Below are 21,873 nucleotides of genomic sequence, written 5' to 3' on the forward strand. Positions count from 1 at the left end.
ATGATCCATCTCGCCCTTGCGAGCGCACTGGCGCTGTCGGTCATCACCGTCCTCCCAGTGGCGGCATCGCCGATGCAGGACGAAAGCGCCCAGCAACGCGTCGTCCTCGATGCCTCCGATCCGGCCGCCAACATCAATCCGACCGGCAAAGCGGTGACGCTGACCGCGTCGGTGATGGATGGCGCCGCCTATGTCGGCGACGCGACGATCGTCATCGATCCGCAAGGAAGCGTCAGCTTTTCGGCGGCGCGGTTGCTGGCCTTGCTCCAGACACGGCTGGCGCCGCCGATGCTGATACGGGTGCAGACCATGCTGACGCAGCGCGGCACGCTGAGGCGGGAGGATCTGCGATCGGCCGGCGTCGCACTGCGCTACAATCCGCAGGAGCTGCAGCTGGAACTCGACATCGCCGCCGCCAGCCGTCCCGCACAGGCCGTAGACCTGGACGACGGCGAGGCAGCGACGCCGGGCAATTACGCTGCGCCCGCCGCATTCAGCGCCTATCTCAACGTGCGCGGATCGTTCGACTGGGTCCAGCAGGGCGTCGATGCCGGGCTGGCGGCACCAGTCACCTTTCTCGACGGCGCGGCGCGTGTCGGCGGGGTAGTGTTCGAAAGCGAAGCCAATTGGCAGCCCGGCGGGATCGGCGCCAGTTTCCAGCGCCGCGGATCGCGCTTCGTTTATGACGACCAGGATCGCGTCCTGCGCTGGACCGCGGGCGATCTGCAGACGCTGGCCCGCGGCTTTCAGGCAGCGCCGGAAATCTCCGGCCTTTCGATCTCGCGCTTCTATTCGATCCTGCAGCCGCAGAGCATCATCCGTCCACGCGGCAATCGCAGCTTTCAGCTCGAGCGCCGGTCGACGGTGGAAGTGCGGGTCAACAATCAACTCGTCCGGCGTCTTGAGCTGGACCCGGGACCCTATGACCTGCGCGATTTCCCCTTCACTCAGGGCGCAAACGACGTCCGGCTGACCATCACCGACGACGCCGGCCGCGTGGAAACGGTCAACTTCAACATCTTCCTCGACCAATCCCAACTCGCCGCCGGGTTGAGCGAGTTCGGCCTCTATGCCGGCGTGCTGGCGCCACAGGGCGCGCAGGGCCCGGTGTACAGCGATTCGCCTGCGATCAGCGGCTTCTACCGGCGGGGCATCAATGATCGGCTGACGCTGGGCGCCAATGTCCAGGCGGACAGCATGGGCTGGATGGCGGGCGCGGAAACCGTCGTTGCCAGCGGCATCGGGTCGTTCGGCGGTTTTGCTTCGGCATCGCAGCTTAACGGGGTCGGGTCCGGCTGGGCGTCGATCGTGACGTTCCAGCGCACGATTTCGCGGTCCGGCTCGGGGGCCGACGCGCTTTCCTTCTCGCTGGAAGCGCGAAGCCGGAACTTCGCGGCGCTGGGTACGCGGACGGCGCTCAACCCCTACAGCTATATCGTCGGCGGGAGCTACAACGCGACGATCAGCGATGCGGTCTATGCCGGGTTCGACGCGCGCTATTCGCGAGGCCGCGATGACGAGCCCGACGTCAGCAGCGTGCGCGGGACAGTGGGTTGGCGGATCCGATCGGGCCTCAGCTTTACCGGGGACGTCGGCTATGAACGGGATCGTCGTGGCGGTCGCCTGGCGGCCTTTCTTTCGCTCACCTACAATCTCGACCGCCAATCCACTGTCCGCGCCGACTATGACAGCCGGTTCAACCGCACCCGCCTTGCATATCAGACCTATCGCGGCACCGGGACGGGGGCGTACAACCTGAATGCCGATGTCGAACGGAGCGACGTCGGCGCCGCCCTCACCGCCAATGGCACCTATTTCACCAACCGCGCGGAACTTGGCTTCAGCCATTTCGGCAGCTTCGATCGCGATCTGGGATCGTCGACCGACCAGCGAACCTCGCTGCGCTTCGGCACTGCCCTGGCGGTCGCGGACGGCGCCTTCTCGGTGGGGCGACCGATCCAGGACAGTTTCGCGATCGTGCGGGCGCATCCTTCGCTGCGCGGCAGCGATGTCGTGATCGATCCGGCAGGCGCGTCGTCGCAGGCCAATACCGGAACGCTCGGCAGTGCGCTGCAGCCCAACCTTGGCAGCTACAGCGAGCGAACCATGCTGATCACCGCCCCCGACGCACCGCTCAGCGTCGATCTCGGCGAAGGGTCGTTCCGCTTCTTCCCCCCCTATCGCAGCGGCTACAAGGTCGTCGCGGGGTCGGACTACATGGTCAGTGCCGTCGGACGCCTGCTCGGCGCGGACGGCACGCCGCTGACGCTGATCTCGGGAACGGCCGTCGAAGCGGCGCATCCCGAACGCGAGCCGATCGCGCTGTTCACCAACGCTTCCGGACGCTTCGGCCTCACCGGCCTTGCGCCCGGCCGCTGGACAATCACGATGCTGGATGCCGATCGCAGCACGTACGACCTTGTCATCCAGAGCGCCGAGGGCAGCGTCGCGATGGGCGACCTTCGCCCGCGTTAACCCTGAATCGATGTCGCATCGGGGCTGAGCGCTTCCTATCCCGGGTGCTTGTGATTAAGCTGATGCAATGACGAGAATTCGGCCCGTGGGCCGCCCTTGGCTATTCCGGGCGTTCGTGATCGCAACGATCATTGCCATCCCGGCGTTGCTGCTGGGCGTCAATTACCTGCTTTCCCGCGAATTTGCCGAGACGCGCGCGCTGCGTGCGCGAGTGGACCAGTCCTATTCCACGCGCACGCAGCTGGTTCGGTTGCTGTCGCTGCACCAGGATCTCGAAACCGGTCAGCGTGGGTATGTCCTCACCGGCCAGGACATGTTCCTCGCTCCCTATAACCGCGCTCGCCAGGCGATCCCTGCCGCGTTCGCGGCTCTGGAAGCGGGCCTTGCACCGGCATCGCCGGTACGCCAGCGGCTCGCCGATCTGCGTGCTGCGTCTGCCGACAAGGTCGGTTTCGTCAACCGCGATATCCTGTTGAGCCGGGAAGGACGCACGGACGCGGCGCGAACGCTGATCGCCGCCGGTCAGGGATTGCGGTCGATGGATCGCATCCGCGCGATCATCGCCGACATGGACGAACTGGAGCGGGCCGAACTCACACGCCGTGAGAGCATTTCCGATGCCGGCCGGATTCGCGCCCAGCGCACCGCCTTCGTCCTCCAGGCGGTGCTGGTGCTGCTGCTGGCGCTGGCGGCGCTGGCTGTCGGACGCAGCATGGTCGCGCGGCGCAAGGCGCTCTTGCTGGCGCAGGACCAGCATTCGCGTCAGGCGGCCATTTTCCACAACGCCAAGGATGGCATGCTGACGATCAACCCCAGCGGCGGGATCGAAAGCATCAACCCGTCGGCCGCGAGGCTATATGGGTACGAACCCGAGGAATTGCTGCGCCGCGATGTCGGCGTGCTGTTCGAGGTCGCGCCCGATCGCGGTCAGGTCGAAGGTTTTCTGACGCGGTTGCAGGCCCGGCGCAGCAGCGACCGCGGGCGCGTCCAGGAATTCTGGTCGCGCCGCAAGGACGGCAGCGTGTTCCTGGCGGACGTCGCCGTCAGCCCGGTGCCGCTCGCCGACGGTCTGAAATATATTGCGGTGGTTCGCGACGTGACCGAACGCAAGCAGGTCGAGCAGATGAAGTCCGAATTCGTTTCGACCGTCAGCCACGAACTGCGCACGCCACTCACCTCGATAGCAGGCTCGCTTGGCCTTCTCGCTGGCGGGGCGGCTGGCGATCTGTCCGATCGGGCGCGGCGTCTGGTGACGATCGCGTACGACAACTGCCAGCGCCTGGTACGGCTGATCAACGACATCCTCGATATCGAAAAGATCGAATCGGGCAAGATGGCGTTTGCCGTCCAGCCGGTGCCCTTGCAGCCGTTGATCGAAAGCACCGTTCAGTCCAACGCCAGCTTTGCCGAAAGCCATCAAGTCCGCGTAGAGATCGAACCGCTAGCCGCCGACGCGACGGTGCGCGCCGACCCCGACCGGCTGGTTCAGGTCCTGACCAACCTCCTGTCGAACGCCATCAAATATTCGCCGCAGGGCGAAGCGGTCACGATCAGCGTCGCGCATCTCGATCGTCGCCATCGCCTCTGCGTCGCCGATCGCGGCCCCGGTATCCCGGAAGAGTTTCGCGAGCGGATGTTCGGCAAGTTCGCGCAGGCCGATTCGTCCGATACGCGCCAGAAAGGCGGCACCGGGCTCGGCCTCAGCATCGTGCGGGAAATCGTCGTCCGGCTCGGCGGCGAAGTCGGCTTTGCCGACCGCGACGGCGGCGGCACGGTATTCCATGTCGACCTGCCGTCGGTGGAGCCGATCCGGCATGTCCGCGACACGGCGCAAGAAGTTCCCGCCCGCATGGCTTCGAACGGAGTGTTGCCCGTTATCCTCCATGTCGACGATGATCCGGACATGCTGCGCGTCGTTGCAAGCGCATTCGATGGCGTGGCGGAAGTCCATTCGACGCCCAGCGTCGAGGAGGCCCGCGCTGCGATGCGCCGGTTCCCGTACGATGCCGCGGTCCTGGATATCGGCATGGCCGATGGATCGGGCCTCGACCTGCTGCCGCTGTTGAAGGGGCCGGCCAAGCGCACGCCGGTGATCGTGTTCACGGCGCAAGACGCCCCGCACGACTTGGCGCAGCAGGTCGACGCAGTGTTGATCAAGTCGCGTGCGAGCTTGGAAAATCTGGTCGCGATCACCATCAGGCTTGCCCGCGACGATGGCTCGGAAAGGCTGACATGACCCAAGCCCGGATCCTGTATGTCGATGACGAGGACGACATCCGCGAAGTCGCCGCACTGGCGCTGGAACTCGATCCGGGCCTTGCGGTTCGCACCTGTGAATCCGGGACGGACGCACTGGCTGCGGCCGCCGACTGGCAGCCCGACCTCATCCTGCTCGACGTCATGATGCCGCACATGGACGGGCCAACGACGCTCGCCAGGCTGCGCGACACCCCGGCTACCGCCGGCATCCCGGTGGTGTTCATCACCGCACGCACGCAAGCGAGCGAGGTCGAGCAGTTCAAGGCGCTGGGCGCGCTCGGCGTGTTGGCGAAACCGTTCGATCCGATGACACTGAGCGCGACGATACGCTCCTATCTGCCATGAGCGAATTCGAAGCACGGATGGAAGCTCTGCGATCACGGTTCCGCGACAGAGCAGTCTCGGAGTCGGAACGGCTGACAGCGGCGCTGATCGCCGGCGATCGATCGGAATTGCGGCGCGCCTGCCATAGCCTGACCGGCAATGCCGGGATGTTCGGCTTTCCCGAACTGAGCCGACAGGCAGCGCTGACCGAAAGCGCGATTGAGGACGGCGAGTGCGCGGAACGGATAGAGGAGCTTACCCGGGCGGTGGTGACCGCGCTGGACGCCATGCAGACACGGTAGACGCAACGGCGCTCGATGCGCTCCCACCGATTCAATCGTCGCAGCGATTGGCCGCGCTTGTAGGGGGGCCGGAAGCGGCCGTTAGGCGCGGTCCACTGCCGAAACCCGGTCGCCAGGCCCAAACCAGCGACCTTATCCAGCAATCTTGGCACTTTCTGGCGGAGACGGAGGGATTCGAACCCTCGGTACGGAATTCTCCATACGGCGGTTTAGCAAACCGCTGGTTTCAGCCACTCACCCACGTCTCCGGACACGCGCTCGGCAGCCGCGGGCTATAGCGGGGGTCGGACAGCCGATCAACCAAGGAATCACACGGCATCCGGCGCGAATTGGACTCGCGTCGTCGCGGCGTTCATTGCGCAGAAATGCGCGGCCCGGCATAGTTAGCCGGGGTTTGCGTATTCGGGGGTTCACGATGACGGGTTTGATGATGGCAAAGCGGCTGCGCGCGGCGGTGACGGCGGCGGGCATGCTGCTGTGCCTGGGCGCGCTGCCCGCGACCGCGCAGGTCCGCACGATCGATCCCAATCAGGCGATCGACGGCGACCTTTCGCAACCCGCACCACCACCTGCCGCATCGCAGCCGATCCCCGCCGATCCGCAGGCGCTGGACGAGCCGCCGCCGAGCGCATCGTGGCAGGACGTCGATCCCAACCTGCAGACGCAGAGCGAGGCACTGCCGCCTGCGCCGGCCCCGGCCACCCCCTATGCATCGCCCGCCCCGTCGACCGCCACCGCCGCTGCCGACACCTATCAGCGCGAGGACCTGTTCGCCGCTGCCGAGGGCGTGTTCGGAAAGGGTGCCGAAGGGTTGGCTGGCATTCTCGAAAACATCCTCGGCGACCAGGGTGAGCCCAATGCCTATATCGCCGGGCGAGAGGCGTCGGGCGCGTTCTTCGTGGGGCTGCGCTATGGCTCGGGGATCCTGTCGCATCGCATCGAGGGCCAACGACCGGTCTATTGGACCGGGCCGTCGGTCGGCTTCGACGTTGGCGGCGACGCCAACAAGGTGTTCGTGCTGGTCTACAACCTCTATGATTCGCAGGAACTCTACAAACGCTTCCCCGCGGGTGAGGGGCGCGCCTATTTCGTGGGCGGATTTGCCGCGAGCTATCTGCGCCGCGGCGACACCGTGCTGATCCCGATACGGCTGGGCGTCGGATACCGGCTCGGCGCCAATATCGGCTATATGAACTTCACCGAAAAGAGCCGTTGGCTGCCGTTTTGACCTAAGTCCAGGGCTCGATCGAACGGCCTCATATCCCGTCCGCCAGGCTTAGCAGGCTGGCATTGCCGCCCGCGCTGGTGGTGTCGATCGACACCGCGCGCTCGGCGCAGAAGCGGGGCAGGTAATGCGGTCCGCCCGCTTTCGGCCCGGTGCCTGATAGCCCCTCGCCGCCGAACGGCTGCGACCCCACCACCGCGCCGATCATCGAGCGATTGACGTAGAGATTGCCCACCCTTGCGCGGGTTTCGGCGATCTCCGCCGATCGTGCGATCCGGCTGTGCAGCCCCATCGTCAGCCCGAACCGCTTGGCGTTGACCCGCTCGATCGTCGCCTCGAGCGTTCCCGCCTGCCACCGGGCGACGTGCAGGATCGGCCCGAACCACTCGCGATTGAGATCATCGACCGAATCGATGCCGACCAGCGTCGGCGGGACGAACAGCCCCTCGTCCGGCACCGGCACCGTCTTGAGCCAGCTGCCCTGCACGCTCGCGCGGTACGCCATCAGCCGTTCGTACGCGTCGCGGTCGATCACCGGGGGCACGTCGGTCGCGGGGTCGCCCGGATCGCCGACGACCAGCAATTCCATCGCCCCGCGCAGCATCTCGAGGATGGTGTCGGCGACTTCCTCCTGCAGCAGCAGCAGCCGGAGCGCCGAACAGCGCTGGCCTGCCGAGCGGAATGCCGAGGTCAGCACGTCGAACACCACCTGTTCGGGCAGCGCCGTCGAATCGACGATCATCGCATTGACCCCGCCGGTCTCGGCGATGAGCGGAATGATCGCGCGATCCTCGTCGACCAGCAGCGAGTGCGCGATGCGCTTGGCGGTCGCGGTCGATCCGGTGAAGGCGACCCCGGCGATACGCACGTCGGCGATCAGCTCGGCGCCGACATCCGCGCCGCCGGTGACGAGGATGAACGCATCGCGGGGGACGCCCGCCTCGTGCGCCAGTTCGACCGCGCGCCGCGCGATCATCGGCGTCTGCGGCGCCGGCTTGGCAACCACCGTGTTGCCGGTGACGAGCGCGGCGATGTTCTGGCCGGTGAAGATCGCCAGTGGGAAGTTCCATGGAGCGACCGTCGCCCAGGTGCCGCGCCCTTCCAGCCGCAATTCATTGCGTTCGCCGGTTGGCCCCGGCAGCGTCATGGGCGCGAGCAAACCGCGCGCCTGATGCGCGTAGTAGCGGCAGAAATCGGCCGCCTCGCGAATTTCGCCGATCGCATCGGGAATGGTCTTGAACGCCTCCTTGACGCACAGCGCCATCAACTCGGTGCGATGCTCCTCGAGCAGGTCGGCATAGCGCTCGACAATCGCGGCGCGTTCCTCGACCGGGCGGCGGTCCCATGCGGCATAGGCCGCCTGCGCGCGCGTAACCGCTTCGTGGACCGCAAGGTCGGGAGTGGTGGTCGCAGCGAGTTTGCGCTTCGCCTTGCCCGAGGCGCGACGGGGGTCGGCATGAACCGCGTCGGTGCCGTCATTGGCGATCGGGGTCGCGGCGATCGCGGCCGCGGTCTCGGCGAGGATCGCGCGGTCATTGAGGTCGATGCCGGCCGAGTTGCGCCACTGGCCGAACAGATCGACCGGCAGCGGGATCGACGGATGCCGCGTCCCGCCGACGCTGGCGATCTTGTCGACCGGGTCGGCGAGGAGGTCGGCGTCGGAAAGATGCTCGTCGGCAAGCTGGTGGACGAAACTCGAATTCGCACCATTTTCGAGCAGGCGGCGGACGAGATATGCCAGCAGGTCGCGGTGTCCGCCGACCGGGGCGTAGATGCGGCAATGATATCCGTTCTCGCGCACCAGCCGCTCGTACAGCCCCTCGCCCATGCCGTGCAGCCGCTGGAATTCGAGATCACGGGCATTGCCTGCCCATTCGATGATCGTCGCGACGGTCAGCGCGTTATGGCTGGCGAATGCCGGGCGGATGCGGGTCGCATCGAGCATGTCGCGTGCGCAGGCCAGATAGGACACGTCGGTCGCGGCCTTGCGCGTGAACAGCGGGTAATCGGACAATCCCTCGACCTGGGTACGCTTGATCTCGCTGTCCCAATAGGCGCCCTTGACCAGTCGCACGTTCATGACGCGGCCAAGATCGTCGGCCCAGGCCACGACCGCACGCGCGCGCTTGCCATAGGCCTGGACCGCCATGCCATAGCCATCCCAGCCCTTGAGCTCGGGCCGCCGCGCGACGGCGCCGATGATGTCGAGGCTCATGTCGAGCCGCTCGCTCTCTTCGGCATCGACGGTCAGCGCGATGCCCTGCCCCGCCGCCTCGGACGCCAGTTGCGCGAGCATGTCGGTCAGTTCGGGAACGCATCTGTCCCAGTGCGCGACCTCGTAGCGCGGATGCAGCGCCGACAGCTTGACGCTGATCGAATGCCCAGCGCCCGGATCGCGCCCGACCGCACGGATCGCATTCCAGTACGCCTCGAAATAGCGCTCGGCATCGGCCTTGGTCCGTGCCGCTTCGCCGAGCATGTCGAAGCTGGCCGTGAAGCCGCGATTCTCGGGCTTCTTCATCCGCTCCTGCGCCTCGGCGATGGTGCGCCCCATCACGAACACTTCGCCCATCATCTTCATCGCCGCGCCGACCGCCTGGCGCACGAACGGCTCGCCCGCCCGGCTGACCAGACGCTTGAGCGCGCCGCCCGGCCCTTCGCCAACGAGCGCGCGGCCGACCACCAGTCCCCAGGTTGCCGAATTGACCAGCGCCGAGTTCGATTTGCCGGCATGCGAGCGCCAGTTGGCGTCGCCCAGCTTGTCGGCGATCAGCAGATCGGCGGTCTCGGGATCGGGCACCCGCAGGAATGCCTCGGCAAGGCTGAGCAGCGCGACGCCTTCCGACGAATTGAGGCGATATTCCTGCAGGAACTGATTGACCCACCCCTTGGTCTGCGCCGCGCGCAGGTCGGCGATCAGCCCGGCGGCGTGATCGAGCACGCGCTCGCGCGAATCGCCTGTCAGCGCAGCGCGCTCCAATAGCGGTTTTAGAACATCGGGTTCGCTCATCCGATGCAGCTTGGTCATGGAAGCGCGAGCGGCGGACGGTACGGCATGCTGCATTTTCGTGGTTCCGGTCGGGTGAGGCTTGCGGGAGACGCCTCCCATTGCCTATTGGATGCCCGCGCCTATGCGACGAAGCTGCGCGCGCGTCGAGTGGTGCGAAAGGAGAGCAGCGTGGAGCCGATCGCGATCGAGACACTGGCCGACCGGATCGGGCAGGAGCGCGTGTCGGGGTGGATGACGGTCAGCCAGGCGATGATCGACCAGTTCGCAAGCGCCACGCACGATCACCAGTTCATCCATGTCGATCCCGAACGCGCCGCCGCCAGCCCGTTCGGCGGCACGATCGCGCACGGCTTCCTGACGCTTTCGCTGGCGTCCGCGCTTGCCGCGGATACCGATCAGCCGCCGATCACCGGGCTGAAGATGGGCGTCAACTATGGTGCCAACCGCCTGCGGTTCCTTGCTCCGGTGCGATCGGGCAAGCGCGTGCGCGGCCGGTTCAAGCTGCTGTCGATCGAAGAGAAGCGCCCCGGCCAGTGGCAGCAGGTCAACGAGGTCACGATCGAGATCGAGGGCGAAGAAACGCCTGCCTTGATCGCCGAATGGATCACCCAGCTTTTCGTCTGAACCCATATCCAAAGGAACCCCCATGCGCTCTGCCGTCATCGTCTCCACCGCCCGCACCCCGATCGGCCGCGCCTATCGCGGGGCGTTCAACGCGCTGCCCGCGCAGACGCTCGCCAGCCATTCGATCAAGGCGGCGGTCAAGCGCGCCGGGATTGACGGCGCGGAAGTCGATGACGTGGTGTTCGGCGCTGCGCTCCAGCAGGGGCATCAGGCTGGCAATATCGCTCGCCAGGCATTGCTGCGCGCGGGCCTTCCGACCAGCGTGTCGGGCATGTCGGTCGATCGCCAGTGCGCATCCGGCCTGATGGCAATCGCCACCGCCGCCAAGCAGATCATCACCGACAATATGGACGTCGTCATCGGCGGCGGCGTCGAATCGATCAGCATGGTGCAGACGCCGCAGATGCGCGTCGCGCCCGATCCCGAATTGCTGGCGATGCACGGCGACGTCTATATGCCGATGCTGCAGACCGCGGAAACCGTCGCCAAGCGCTACAATATCGGCCGTGACCGGATGGACGAATATGCCCTGCAATCGCAGCAGCGCACCGCCGCCGCGCAGGCCGCGGGCAAGTTCGACGACGAGATCGTCCCCGTCACCGCGACGATGAACGTCACCGACAAGGCGACCAAGGAAGTCAGCCACAAGGAAGTGACGTTGTCCAAGGACGAGGGCAATCGCGCCGATACCACGCTCGAAGGCTTGCAAGCCCTGCAGCCGGTGATGGGTCCCGGTATGACGATCACCGCGGGCAATGCCAGCCAATTGTCCGACGGCAGTTCGTCGAGCGTGCTGATGGAGGAAAGCGTCGCGTCGAAGCGCGGGCTGCAACCGCTCGGCCGCTATATCGGCATGGCCGTCGCGGGGACCAAGCCCGACGAGATGGGCATCGGCCCGGTGTTCGCGATCCCCAAGCTGCTCAAGCGGTTCAACCTGACAATGGACGATATCGGGCTGTGGGAGCTCAACGAGGCATTCGCGGTGCAGGTGCTGTATTGCGCCGACACCCTCGGCATCCCGATGGAGAAGCTCAACGTCAATGGCGGTGCGATCTCGATCGGGCATCCCTATGGCATGTCGGGCGCCCGCATGACCGGCCACGCGCTGATCGAGGGCAAGCGCCGCGGCGTGAAATACGTCGTCGTGACGATGTGCGTCGGCGGCGGCATGGGCGCGGCCGGGCTGTTCGAGGTACTATAGACGATACCGGCGGGACACACCGCCCCCGCCGTCCTCCCGGTTTCCGGGATTGTTAACGATACCATCGTAAACCCGTCCTCCCGACGGCGGCCGATCAGGCGGCTGCGGTGAGGGGGTGGCATGACTGGCATCGCGCTTGGGCTCGTGGCTGATATCGGACGCGTTTCGGTACGCTTCGGGCTGACCGGAGGGACGTCCGGCATCGCCCCGAGCGACGTGCAGAGCTTCAATGCCAGTGACCACCCGTCGTTCACCAGCGCGCTGATCGCCTATCTGACTGCCGTCGGCCTTCGCGATGCCACGCTTCCGAGCGTACTCGCCGTCGCGGGTGCGGCGCGGGGGGACGTCATCAACCTGACCGGTAGCCGCTGGTATATCTCGCTGGCGGGGGTCGAGGCGGTGCTGCGCGCCAAACCCGTCGCGCTGAACGAATGCGCGGCGTCCGCGCTGGCGCTGACCTTACTGGGACCGTCGGATTTCCTGCCCTTGCCGGGACCGCCACCGCGGCCGATCGCCGCCGGCGGCAATTATCTGGTCGTCGCGCCCGGCACCGGTCTCGGGATCGCCGCGCTGCTCACGCAGGGCGGAAGGCTGGTCCCCATTCAGAGCGAAGCCGGGCACATGATGCTGGCTGCTCGAGGCGCCGAAGAGAACCGGCTGGTCGAGGCACTGACACGGCGGGGAACGGTGGCGAGCGTCGAGGCGCTGCTCAGCGCGAGCGGTCTGGTCAGTGCCTATGCCGCGCTGGCGGAGACCCCGGCGCCGGGATTGGCGCCCGAAGACGTAACGCGAAACGCATCGCGCGATCCGGCGGCAGCGGCGGCGCTGGGCATGTTCATCGATCAGCTGGGATCGGTGATCGGCGATCTGGTGCTTGCCTTCGGTGCGTGGGACGGCGTCTTCCTCACCGGTTCGATCGCCCGTGCGATTCGTCCACGCATCGCCGGAACCGGCTTTCGCGAGCGCCTGGAGGCCAAGGCCGCTTTCCGGCGCCAGCTTTGCGATGTTCCGGTATCGGTTGTCGGCCGGTCGCAGCTCGAACTACTCGGTGCGGCAGTTGCGCTGAGCGGGGCTTGAGCCAAGCGGCGAACGATTTGGCAGGTTCGACGTTATAGTGCCCCCGTCCGGGGAACCGTCATCCTTCCTTCAGGGGCCAGCCACGGTCGTGCAGATCGATCTTGCAACGCATTCCGCGCGTATATCCGAACCGGCCGACGGCCTGCCGCTGCCGCGCCGGATCTGGGCGATCGCGGCGATCTCGTTCGGTACCTCGCTGTTCGTCATCGACGGGTCGATCGCCAATGTCGCGCTGCCGACCATCGCCGCCGAGCTGGGGATCGAATCGGGAGCAGTCGTCGCGGTAGTGACGCTGTATCAGCTGGTCCTGGTGATGGCGCTGTTCCCGTTCGCAAGCCTGGGCGACCGTATCGGCCACCGCACGGCCTATCAGATCGGACAGGCGATCTTCCTCGTCGCATCGGCGGCGGCGCTGCTCGTCGACAGCTTCGGCGAGTTGCTGCTGGTGCGCGGCGCACAGGCGATCGGTGCGGGGATGGCGCTCAGCGTCTCGGCAGCGATGCTGCGCCAGGTCTATCCGGCGCGGCAGCTCGGCAGCGGGCTCGGCATCAACAGCGTAATCGTCGCGTCTTCGAACGCATTGGCGCCGACGCTGGGCGGACTCATCGTCGGCAATGGCGACTGGCGCTGGGTGTTCTGCGCCGCCGTGCCGTTCGCGGTGATCTCACTCTTGCTCGGGCGCGCGCTGCCCGATCCCAAGCCGCGCGGCGAAGCGATCGACTGGATCGGTGGCGTCTGGAGCGCCGTCAGCGTCGGGCTGGTCATCGGCGGGCTCGAGCTGGCGATCCACGGCGGGCTGATGCCGGTAGGGGTCGCATCAATGACGATCGGCGTCCTTTCGACCGTGCTGCTGGTGCGCCGCGAACGCAAGCGGACGCGGCCGGTGGTACCGGTCGACCTGATCGGACAGCGGGTGATCGGGCTGTCGGTGCTGGGCGCGATCGCCGCCTTCGTCGCCAGCGCCGCGCTGGTGGTGGCGCTTCCGTTCCGGTTCGAGACCGGCATGGGCTATTCCCCGACTGAGGTCGGCCTGCTGATTCTACCGTTTCCGCTCACCTTGCTGATCGTCGCGCCGCTGGCGGGCTGGCTGTCCGACCGGGTGCTGCCATCGCTGCTCGGTATCGGCGGCATGGCGCTGGCGATCGCCGGATTGCTGGCGATGGCGTTTCTTCCCGCGACTGCCGGATGGACGGATATCGCATGGCGGCTGGTGCTGTGCGCTGCGGGATTCGGGTTTTTCCTCGCCCCCAATTCGCGGCTTATCATCGGCGAGGCGCCGGTCGATCGCGCTGCGGCGGCAGGTGGATTGCTATCGACGTCGCGGCTGCTTGGCCAGACGCTCGGCGCTTCGATGGTAGGGCTGGTGCTGGCGCTCGGCCTGGGGCTAGGACCGACACCGTTGCTGATCGCGGCGGCGCTGGCGTTGGTTGCCGGACTCTGCAGCGTTGTGCGGCTGCGTACGACCTGACGGATACGCTTGCCGATCCAGTCGTTGTCCCGACCGAACCCATCAGGAGACGATCGATGCAGGCCAAGCAGGAAGAAGACGCCGCCGTCCGCGAGCGGATGTGGAAGGAAATGGGCAAGAGCCCGTTCGTGATGATCGGACTGGTCGGAAGCCACCAACACAGCGAGCCGATGACCGCACAGCTCGACAAGGACGCAAACAGCGAATTCTGGTTCTATTGCAACAAGGACAATCGCATCGCCAAGGGCGGCGAGGCGATGGCGCAATTCGTGTCGAAGGGCCACGACATCTTCGCGTGCATCCACGGCACGCTGACCCAGGAGACGCGCCCCGAGATTTTCGACAAATACTGGTCGAACGCGACCGAGGCGTGGTTCGAGGGCGGCAAGCAGGACCCCAATGTGATGATGCTGCGCTTCGAGCTGACGGACGCCGAAATCTGGGAAGGCGATCAGTCGGTCGGCGGGCTGTTCAAGATGCTGACCGGCCAGACGATCAAGCCCGACGAAGCGGGCAAGCACGCCGAAGTCGCGCTCTGATGCGATACGGGGCGGGCACGTTGCCCTTGGCACGCGCCCGCCCCTCCCCATATCGCGGCGCATGAATGAAAAGCCTTTGGTGTGGCACGGCACCACCATTCTTTCCGTGCGCAAGGGCGGCCGCGTCGTCGTGATCGGCGACGGCCAGGTTTCCCAAGGCCAGACCGTGATGAAGCCTAATGCCCGCAAGGTTCGTCCCTTGGGCGACGGGTCGGTGATCGCAGGCTTTGCCGGGGCCACTGCCGACGCATTCACGCTGTTCGAACGGCTCGAGGCCAAGCTGGAGCGCCACCAGGGGCAATTGCTGCGCGCTGCGGTGGAGCTGGCCAAGGACTGGCGCACCGACAAGTTCCTGCGCAATCTTGAGGCGATGATGATCGTTGCCGACAAGGATGTAACGCTGGTCATCACCGGCAATGGCGATGTGCTCGAACCGGAAGGCGGGATTGCCGCGATCGGATCGGGTGGCAATTTCGCGTTGGCCGCGGCGCGCGCGCTGGTGGAGTATGAGGACGATGCCGAGCTATTGTGCCGCAAGGCGATGAAGATCGCTGCCGAGCTGTGCGTCTATACCAACGACCGATTGACGGTGGAGTCTCTGGAAAGCGTCACCTGACGTCGATCGAAACGAACGGCTTCTGTTCGTCGTGGGTCGCGGTATAGCGGCCCGACATGCTCGACCGCCGCACCGTTCTTGCCAGTACCCTGGCGCTGCCCGCCTGCGCGGCGACACCGCGGCTGGTTCGCCGCTCGCCGCCTTGCCTTACCCCTGTCAACGTCGACCCGTCACGCATCATCCGCAGCGTAGCCGGGCTTCGTCCCTATCGCGCGTCCGGCTTTGTCGTCGGCGCCGAGAATGTCGGTGCGACGCGCATCGTCCATAATTACGGACATGGCGGGTCGGGGATCACGCTGAGCTGGGGTACCTCGCGACTGGCCACTCAGATCGGGCTGCCCGGGCATTCCGGAGCGGTCGCGGTGATCGGGGCGGGGGTGATGGGCCTCACCACTGCGCGGCTGTGCCAGGAAGCGGGGTTCGCAGTCACGCTCTATGCCAAGGCGCTGCCGCCCGACACGACATCGAACATCGCCGGCGGGCAATGGGCGCCGTCGACGCTGTATGAGGACGATGCCGTCACCCCCGCCTGGCGGGAGCAGTTCCGCGCGGCGATGGACTATAGCTGGCGGCGGTTCCAGATCATGGTCGGCGACGATTACGGCATCCGCTGGCTGCCGACCTATCAGTCGACCCGGCAGACCAGCCTCGATCCCGATCCGTACATGCCCGGTGCCGCGCTGCTGGCCGACGGCAGCCATCCGTTCGCAGGCGAGCGGATCTTGCGATACACCACGATGTACGTCGAGACCGGCCGCTTCCTGCGCCAGCTGACGGGCGACTTCGAGAATGCCGGCGGGCGGATCGTCGTTCGCGAGTTCCACACCCCGTCCGAGATCGCGGCACTGCCCGAACGGCTGGCGTTCAACTGCACCGGGCTGGGCGCGAAGGCGCTGTTCGGCGACACGCAGCTGCTTCCGATCCGCGGCCAGCTGGCGATCCTGCTGCCACAGCCCGAGGTTCAATATGCCTATGCCGGGCGGGCCGGATATATGTTCCCGCGCGCCGACGGCATCCTGCTCGGCGGCACGTTCGAGCGCGGCGAGAGCGATCCGACGCCGCAGCCGGGCGACATCGCACGGATCCTCGCCAATCACGGGAGGGTGTTCGGCAGCCGGTGGCGCTGCCCGGCTTGAACCAAAACGCCGCGGGGCCATCTAGAAAGCAACCAATCTTTGCCACGGACCCCCTTCCCACATGAACGACACGTTGACGCCTAAGGCGATCGTCGCCGCTTTGGACGAGCACATCATCGGCCAGAAGGACGCCAAGCGCGCGGTCGCGGTGGCGATGCGCAACCGCTGGCGCCGCCAGCAGCTCGGCGCCGACCTTCGCGACGAGGTCACGCCGAAGAACATCCTGATGATCGGCCCGACCGGGTGCGGCAAGACCGAGATTTCGCGCCGCCTCGCCAAGCTCGCCGACGCTCCGTTCGTCAAGGTCGAGGCGACCAAGTTCACCGAAGTCGGCTATGTCGGCCGCGATGTCGAGCAGATCGCGCGCGACCTGGTCGAGGAAGCGATCCGGCTGGAAAAGGAGCGCCGCCGCGTCGCCGTCAAGGACAAGGCCGAGGAGGCGGCGATGACGCGGCTGCTCGATGCGCTGACCGGCAAGGAGTCGAGCCAGGCCACGCGCGAGGCATTCCGCCAGCGGCTCAACGAAGGTCATCTCGACGACAAGGAGATCGAGATCGAGCTGGAAGCGGCGCCGTCTATGCCGTTCGAACTGCCCGGAGGCGGTGCGCAGATGATCAATCTGGGCGAAATGATGAAAGGGTTGGGCGGCCCGCAGCTCAAGCGCCGCAAGCTCAACGTACACGCCGCCTGGGCCAAGCTGGTCGAGGAGGAAGCGGACAAAAGGCTCGACCAGGACGAGGTCAGTCGCCAGGCGCTGGCAGATGCCGAAGCCAATGGCATCGTCTTCCTCGACGAGATCGACAAGATCGCGGTCAGCGACGTGCGCGGGGGATCGGTCAGCCGCGAGGGCGTCCAGCGCGACCTGCTGCCGCTGATCGAGGGCACCACCGTGGCCACCAAATATGGACCGATGAAGACCGACCATATCCTGTTCATCGCATCGGGCGCATTCCATGTGGCCAAGCCGAGCGACCTGCTTCCCGAACTGCAAGGGCGCCTGCCGATCCGCGTCGAGCTGAAGGGCCTGACCGAGGACGATTTCGTCGCGATCCTGTCCGACACCAAGGCGTCGTTGCCCCAGCAATATACCGCGCTGATCGGCACCGAGGGCGTCACCGTCAGCTTCACCGACGACGGCATCCGCGCGGTCGCGCGGGTCGCGGCGGAAGTGAATGGCGAAGTCGAGAATATCGGCGCGCGGCGCCTGCAGACGGTGATGGAGAAGCTGCTGGAGGACGTCAGCTTCGATGCCGAGGATCGCCAGGGCGAGACGCTGGTGGTCGATGCCGCCTATGTCGAGAAACAGCTGAGCGAGATCGCGCGCAACACGGATCTGAGCCGGTACGTGTTGTAGCATCGAGCGCCGCCCGATCGCGCACCGCGCACCGGCAAACGCCGGGGTACGGCGGCAGGTGCGGCAACCGGGTGTTTCCCTCGCGAGCAAAATCCCCCAAGGTCGCACGCAACGACAAGCCGTCCTCGGGGAGCCTCCATGATCCGTACCGCCGCCAGCGCGCTCGCGCTCGCCACCGCGTTCGCGCCTGCTTATGCGCAAGTCGTGCAGCCGCCGGTCGAGGCGACCGAAGCGCCCGAGAACGAAGCGGTCGATCCGCTTGCGACGCCGCGGGAATTGCCGACTGCCCCCCCGGCCCCGACACCGCAAGCGACCATCGCGGCGACCCCTACGCCCGAACCCGCCAAATGGGATGTCAACGCCCCCGTCGGCGCCACCATCCGCCAGGTGTCGATCGATACCGACGAGGGCAGCTGGATGGATGTCGATGTCAGCCCCGACGGGCAGCGCATCGCCTTCACCCTGCTCGGCGACATCTATACCATGCCGATCACGGGCGGCACGCCGACGCGGATCGCCGAGGGGCTGGCATGGGAAGTCCATCCGCGCTGGTCGCCCGATGGCCGCCGCATCGCGTTCACGTCGGACCGCGCAGGCGGCGACAATATCTGGCTGATGAACGCCGATGGCAGCGACAAGCGCCAGCTGACCAAGGAGGATTTCCGCCTCCTCAATCAGCCGACCTGGTCGCCCGACGGCCGCTTCATCGCCGCCAAGAAGCATTTCACCACCGGCCGGTCGCTCGGCACCGGCGAGATCTGGCTGTACCACGTCGCGGGCGGCGGCGGCGTCCAGCTGGTCAAGCGCGTCAGCGAAGAGCATCAGAAGGAGCTGGGCGAGCCGGTCTACGCGCCCGATGGCCGCTCGATCTACTTCACACGCAACGTCACGCCGGGTCCGATCTTCGAATATGCGCAGGATTCGAACAGCGACCTGTTCGACATCGAACGCTATGACCTCGACACCGGCGAGACGACCACCGCCGTGTCCGGCCTGGGCGGATCGGTGCGGCCGACGCCGTCGCCCGACGGCACCAGGATCGCGTTCGTGCGGCGCGAGGCAACGCGATCGAAGCTATACGTCAAGGATCTGGTGTCGGGCGAGGAGCGCAAGATCTACGACGCGCTCGACCAGGACGTCCAGGAAACCTGGGCGGTCACCGGCGTCTATCCCAACATGGACTGGACCCCCGACAGCGCGTCGCTGGTGTTCTGGGCAGGCGGCAAGATCATGCGCGTCGATGCCGACGGATCGAACGCGCGCGCGATCCCGTTCCGCGTGAACGATACGCGCGGCGTCGCCGATGCCCCACACCCGCAGATCACCGTTTCGCCCGATCGCTTCACGACCAAGATGGCGCGCTTTGCCAGCGTATCGCCCGACGGCGGCCGCGTCGTTTTTGAAAGCTTGGGGAAATTGTGGGTCAAACCGATGCGCGGCGGCGCGGCGCAGCGGCTGACGCGCGGCGATGACGGCCTGGAACTGTTCCCGAACTGGTCGCGTGACGGCCGCACGATCGTGTTCGTCGGCTGGGACGACACCAATCTTGGCAGCATCCGGACCGTTGCCGCTTCGGGTGGAACGCCGCGCGCCGTCACCACCCAGCCGGGCCATTATGCCCGCCCGGCATTTTCGCCCGATGGCCGCTCGATCGTATTCGAAAAGGGCGAAGGCGGATCGCTGACCGCGCCGAAATGGTCGGAGAACCCCGGCGTCTATCGCATTCCCGCGAGTGGCGGTGATCCGGTGCTGGTGGCCAAGGGGATGGCGCGCCCGCAATTTGGCGCGTCGAACGACCGCCTGTTCATGGTCGCGCGCGGCGATGACGGGATCGAACTGGTCAGCACCGATCTGTCCGGGCAGGCGAAGCGGACCCATGCCAAGGGGGAACTGGCAAGCGATTTCATCGTCGCGCCCGACGGGGAGTTCGTGGCGTTCCGCCAGAATTACGAGGCATTCGTGATGCCGCTGATGCCCGGCACCCAGGCGGTCGCGGTCGGGCCGAAGGCCGAAGCGCTGCCGGTGACCAAGGTATCGGCAGGCGGCGCCGATTACATCCACTGGTCCGCCGACGGATCGCGGCTGCACTGGAGCATGGGGCCGACCATGTTCACGGCATCGCGCACCGCCTTGTTCACCGACGCGCCCCAGCCCGAGAACGCGCCGAAATTCGTTCCTCCCACTGCCGGTACCGATCTGTCGATGCCGGTCCAGGCCGCTCGCCATAGCGGAACCGTGGCGCTGACCGGTGCCCGGGTCGTAACGATGGCGGGCGCCGACGGCGGGATCATCGACGACGGCGTCGTCGTGATCGAAGGCGATCGCATCGCCGCGGTCGGTCGCACGGGCGACGTCGCCGTTCCGCCGGGCGCTACTATGATCGACGCAGCGGGCAAGACGATCATCCCGGGCCTGGTCGATGCGCACGCGCATGGCCCCTATGGCAGCGACGAGCTGGTGCCGCAGCAGAACTGGTCGCTGCTCCAGAACCTCGCGCTCGGCACGACGACGATCCACGATCCGTCGAGTTCGGCAAGCACCGTGTTCGCCGCGCAGGAGATGCAGCGCGCGGGGCTGATCGTCGGCCCGCGCATCTTTTCGACCGGAGAGATCGTCTATGGCGCCAAGGCCGCCGACGTCTATGCCCAGATCGACAGCTATGCCGACGCGCTCGCGCATGTCCGCCGCCTGAAGGCGCAAGGCGCGCATTCGGTCAAGAACTACAACCAGCCGCGCCGTGAACAGCGCCAGCAGGTCGTCGCCGCCGCGCGCGCCGAAGGGATGCAGGTCGTCGCCGAGGGCGGGTCCTTGTTCGGGATGGACATGAACCTGATCGCCGACGGCAACTCGACGCTCGAGCACAATGTCCCGCTGACCGTCTTCTACAAGGACGTCGTCGATTTCATGGCGCAGTCGTCGAGCGCGTACACGCCGACCCTGGTCGTGACCTATGGCGGGCTGGCCGGCGATCCCTATTGGCGGCAGGCGACCAATGTCTACGAGAACCCGCTGCTCATCGCACACACGCCGCCCGCACAGCTGCGCGCCGCGACCGCGCGGGTGACCAAGGCGCCCGAGGATAATTTCGTCGACGACGACAATGCGCGCGAGGCCAAGAAGCTCGCCGATCGCGGCGTGCTGGTATCGATCGGCGCGCATGGGCAGCAGGCCGGGATCGGATCGCACTGGGAGCTGTGGTCCTTCGTGCGCGGCGGGATGACCCCGGTCGAGGCACTGCGCGCAGGCACGATCGTCGCTGCGCACTCGCTCGGCATGGAGAAGGACATTGGTTCGATCGAAGCCGGCAAGCTCGCCGACCTCGTCGTCCTTGATGCGGATCCGACCGCCGACATCCGCAATTCGGACAAGGTGCGCCAAGTGATGCTCGGCGGACATCTCTACGACGCGACGACGATGAACGAAGTTGCGACCGGCGACTATCGCCGCAAGCCCTATTGGTGGGAATGACCCCGCCGCCTACCGATGGAGTATTGCGTATGAAACCGACCGTCCTCGCCGCGTTCGTCGCGGGTCTGACGCTCGTCCCGGATCAGGCGGCCGCGCAGAGCCTGCCGGTCATCAGCGGATCGATCGAGGCGACCACCGATCATCGCCGCCGCGGCCTCAGCTGGTCCGACGGCGACCCCGCGCTCGATGCCTATGTTGAGGCTCCGCTGATCGCGGGGCTCGAGGTCAATGGGCGCGCCACCACGCTGCGGTCGAGCCAGCGGCATGACGGTGCGGATGCGGTATTCGATCTGGGCGGCAAGTTCAGCACGGGGTTCGGCGGCATCACCGCGAGCGCGGGCGCGACCGGACATTGGTTCGCCGGCGGCGCGAGCGACCTCGACTATCTCGAGTTAAATGCCGGAGTGGGCGCGCTGCTGGGGCCCGCACAGCTCGACGTCACCGCCGACTATGCTCCCGACCAGGACGCGATCGGCGGCGACAACCTGTATCTGCGCGCGCGCGGCAGCGTCGCCGTCATCGGTACGCCGTTCACGGTGGCGGCGCATGTCGGGCATTCGACCGGCGGCAGCGACGATGCGTTACGCTCGGCGCGCCTGCGCCCGACCGGAGACTATACCGACTGGGGCGCGGTCGTGGAATATGTCGTCGGTCCGGTGATCGTCGGCGCGCGTTATTCCGGCACGTCGATCGACACCGATCGACCGGCCCCGGTGCTGGCCGAGATCGATAACAGTGGCGACCGGCTCACCGCGCACGTGGCGCTGGTCTTCTGACTTCGTCCCAGTTCCGTTG

The 21,873-nt window shown here is 66.6% G+C and carries 16 protein-coding genes and 1 tRNA gene; 15 read left to right on the plus strand and 2 right to left on the minus strand.

Translation table 11 applies throughout. The annotated features are described in order from the left end of the window. The 4 genes from FHY50_RS10160 (at position 1) to FHY50_RS10175 (ending at position 5,360) form a co-directional block, all read left to right on the plus strand. The gene (locus FHY50_RS10160; protein ID WP_140048317.1) at positions 1 to 2,475 is read left to right on the plus strand and encodes a fimbria/pilus outer membrane usher protein; all 2,475 of its coding nucleotides are present in this window, start codon (positions 1 to 3) and stop codon (positions 2,473 to 2,475) included. Between the two features lie 115 nt (positions 2,476 to 2,590). Further along, complete coding sequence (locus FHY50_RS10165; RefSeq protein WP_166745424.1) at positions 2,591 to 4,711, plus strand: ATP-binding protein; 2,121 nt, start codon at positions 2,591 to 2,593, stop codon at positions 4,709 to 4,711. Then, positions 4,708 to 5,079 carry a response regulator gene (locus FHY50_RS10170; protein ID WP_140048319.1) on the plus strand — a complete coding sequence of 124 codons (372 nt, stop codon included), beginning with the start codon at positions 4,708 to 4,710 and terminating at the stop codon, positions 5,077 to 5,079. The genes FHY50_RS10165 and FHY50_RS10170 overlap by 4 nt, the downstream gene beginning before the upstream one ends. Beyond that, positions 5,076 to 5,360, plus strand: a complete 285-nt coding sequence (locus FHY50_RS10175) for an Hpt domain-containing protein (RefSeq protein WP_140048320.1) — start codon at positions 5,076 to 5,078, stop codon at positions 5,358 to 5,360. The genes FHY50_RS10170 and FHY50_RS10175 overlap by 4 nt, the downstream gene beginning before the upstream one ends. A gap of 156 nt (positions 5,361 to 5,516) precedes the next feature. Here FHY50_RS10175 and FHY50_RS10180 read toward each other — a convergent pair. Further along, a tRNA-Ser gene (locus FHY50_RS10180) sits at positions 5,517 to 5,608 on the minus strand. A 167-nt stretch (positions 5,609 to 5,775) separates the two neighbouring features. Here FHY50_RS10180 and FHY50_RS10185 point away from each other — a divergent pair. Further along, positions 5,776 to 6,588, plus strand: a complete 813-nt coding sequence (locus tag FHY50_RS10185) for a DUF1134 domain-containing protein (protein WP_140048321.1) — start codon at positions 5,776 to 5,778, stop codon at positions 6,586 to 6,588. 28 nt (positions 6,589 to 6,616) lie between these two features. Here FHY50_RS10185 and putA read toward each other — a convergent pair whose 3' ends face one another. Then, entirely contained in the window at positions 6,617 to 9,613 is a 2,997-nt protein-coding gene (gene putA / locus FHY50_RS10190) for a bifunctional proline dehydrogenase/L-glutamate gamma-semialdehyde dehydrogenase PutA (protein ID WP_243846622.1), read from the minus strand. Between the two features lie 150 nt (positions 9,614 to 9,763). Here putA and FHY50_RS10195 point away from each other — a divergent pair, with 150 nt between their 5' ends. From FHY50_RS10195 to FHY50_RS10240, 10 genes are all read left to right on the plus strand, one after another. Further along, positions 9,764 to 10,219 (plus strand): MaoC family dehydratase, encoded by a 456-nt coding sequence (locus tag FHY50_RS10195; protein ID WP_180345108.1) that lies wholly within the window; start codon positions 9,764 to 9,766, stop codon positions 10,217 to 10,219. A 22-nt stretch (positions 10,220 to 10,241) separates the two neighbouring features. Beyond that, complete coding sequence (locus tag FHY50_RS10200) at positions 10,242 to 11,420, plus strand: acetyl-CoA C-acyltransferase (RefSeq protein WP_140048324.1); 1,179 nt, start codon at positions 10,242 to 10,244, stop codon at positions 11,418 to 11,420. 120 nt (positions 11,421 to 11,540) lie between these two features. Then, positions 11,541 to 12,497 carry a glucokinase gene (locus FHY50_RS10205; protein WP_140048325.1) on the plus strand — a complete coding sequence of 319 codons (957 nt, stop codon included), beginning with the start codon at positions 11,541 to 11,543 and terminating at the stop codon, positions 12,495 to 12,497. Between the two features lie 88 nt (positions 12,498 to 12,585). Then, complete coding sequence (locus tag FHY50_RS10210; RefSeq protein ID WP_244935338.1) at positions 12,586 to 13,965, plus strand: MFS transporter; 1,380 nt, start codon at positions 12,586 to 12,588, stop codon at positions 13,963 to 13,965. A gap of 56 nt (positions 13,966 to 14,021) precedes the next feature. Further along, positions 14,022 to 14,504, plus strand: coding sequence for a pyridoxamine 5'-phosphate oxidase family protein (locus FHY50_RS10215; protein WP_140048326.1), 483 nt, complete (start codon positions 14,022 to 14,024; stop codon positions 14,502 to 14,504). A 61-nt stretch (positions 14,505 to 14,565) separates the two neighbouring features. Next, positions 14,566 to 15,120 carry an ATP-dependent protease subunit HslV gene (hslV, locus tag FHY50_RS10220; RefSeq protein WP_140048327.1) on the plus strand — a complete coding sequence of 185 codons (555 nt, stop codon included), beginning with the start codon at positions 14,566 to 14,568 and terminating at the stop codon, positions 15,118 to 15,120. Between the two features lie 56 nt (positions 15,121 to 15,176). Further along, on the plus strand, positions 15,177 to 16,256 hold the full coding sequence (locus tag FHY50_RS10225; RefSeq protein WP_140048328.1) for an FAD-dependent oxidoreductase: 1,080 nt from the start codon (positions 15,177 to 15,179) through the stop codon (positions 16,254 to 16,256). A 61-nt stretch (positions 16,257 to 16,317) separates the two neighbouring features. Further along, positions 16,318 to 17,610: an ATP-dependent protease ATPase subunit HslU gene (gene hslU, locus FHY50_RS10230; protein ID WP_140048329.1), complete on the plus strand. Its 1,293-nt coding sequence runs from the start codon at positions 16,318 to 16,320 to the stop codon at positions 17,608 to 17,610. A gap of 138 nt (positions 17,611 to 17,748) precedes the next feature. Beyond that, positions 17,749 to 21,078, plus strand: coding sequence for an amidohydrolase family protein (locus tag FHY50_RS10235; RefSeq protein ID WP_140048330.1), 3,330 nt, complete (start codon positions 17,749 to 17,751; stop codon positions 21,076 to 21,078). A gap of 29 nt (positions 21,079 to 21,107) precedes the next feature. Next, a complete protein-coding gene (locus tag FHY50_RS10240) occupies positions 21,108 to 21,854 on the plus strand; it encodes a TorF family putative porin (RefSeq protein ID WP_166745425.1) in 747 nt (248 codons plus the stop codon). Positions 21,855 to 21,873: the final 19 nt, after the last annotated feature.

Source organism: Sphingomonas japonica (assembly GCF_006346325.1).
Lineage (GTDB): Bacteria > Pseudomonadota > Alphaproteobacteria > Sphingomonadales > Sphingomonadaceae > Sphingomonas > Sphingomonas japonica.

What these genes read in the sequence shown, in the direction of transcription:
- hslV (WP_140048327.1), top strand. Translation starts at nt 14,566, where the DNA reads ATGAATGAAAAGCCTTTGGTGTGGCACGGCACCACCATTCTTTCCGTG.
- FHY50_RS10170 (WP_140048319.1), top strand. Translation starts at nt 4,708, where the DNA reads ATGACCCAAGCCCGGATCCTGTATGTCGATGACGAGGACGACATCCGC.
- FHY50_RS10240 (WP_166745425.1), top strand. Translation starts at nt 21,108, where the DNA reads ATGAAACCGACCGTCCTCGCCGCGTTCGTCGCGGGTCTGACGCTCGTC.
- FHY50_RS10200 (WP_140048324.1), top strand. Translation starts at nt 10,242, where the DNA reads ATGCGCTCTGCCGTCATCGTCTCCACCGCCCGCACCCCGATCGGCCGC.
- FHY50_RS10205 (WP_140048325.1), top strand. Translation starts at nt 11,541, where the DNA reads ATGACTGGCATCGCGCTTGGGCTCGTGGCTGATATCGGACGCGTTTCG.
- FHY50_RS10175 (WP_140048320.1), top strand. Translation starts at nt 5,076, where the DNA reads ATGAGCGAATTCGAAGCACGGATGGAAGCTCTGCGATCACGGTTCCGC.
- FHY50_RS10185 (WP_140048321.1), top strand. Translation starts at nt 5,776, where the DNA reads ATGACGGGTTTGATGATGGCAAAGCGGCTGCGCGCGGCGGTGACGGCG.
- FHY50_RS10160 (WP_140048317.1), top strand. Translation starts at nt 1, where the DNA reads ATGATCCATCTCGCCCTTGCGAGCGCACTGGCGCTGTCGGTCATCACC.
- putA (WP_243846622.1), bottom strand. Translation starts at nt 9,613, where the DNA reads ATGACCAAGCTGCATCGGATGAGCGAACCCGATGTTCTAAAACCGCTA.
- FHY50_RS10225 (WP_140048328.1), top strand. Translation starts at nt 15,177, where the DNA reads ATGCTCGACCGCCGCACCGTTCTTGCCAGTACCCTGGCGCTGCCCGCC.
- hslU (WP_140048329.1), top strand. Translation starts at nt 16,318, where the DNA reads ATGAACGACACGTTGACGCCTAAGGCGATCGTCGCCGCTTTGGACGAG.
- FHY50_RS10235 (WP_140048330.1), top strand. Translation starts at nt 17,749, where the DNA reads ATGATCCGTACCGCCGCCAGCGCGCTCGCGCTCGCCACCGCGTTCGCG.
- FHY50_RS10215 (WP_140048326.1), top strand. Translation starts at nt 14,022, where the DNA reads ATGCAGGCCAAGCAGGAAGAAGACGCCGCCGTCCGCGAGCGGATGTGG.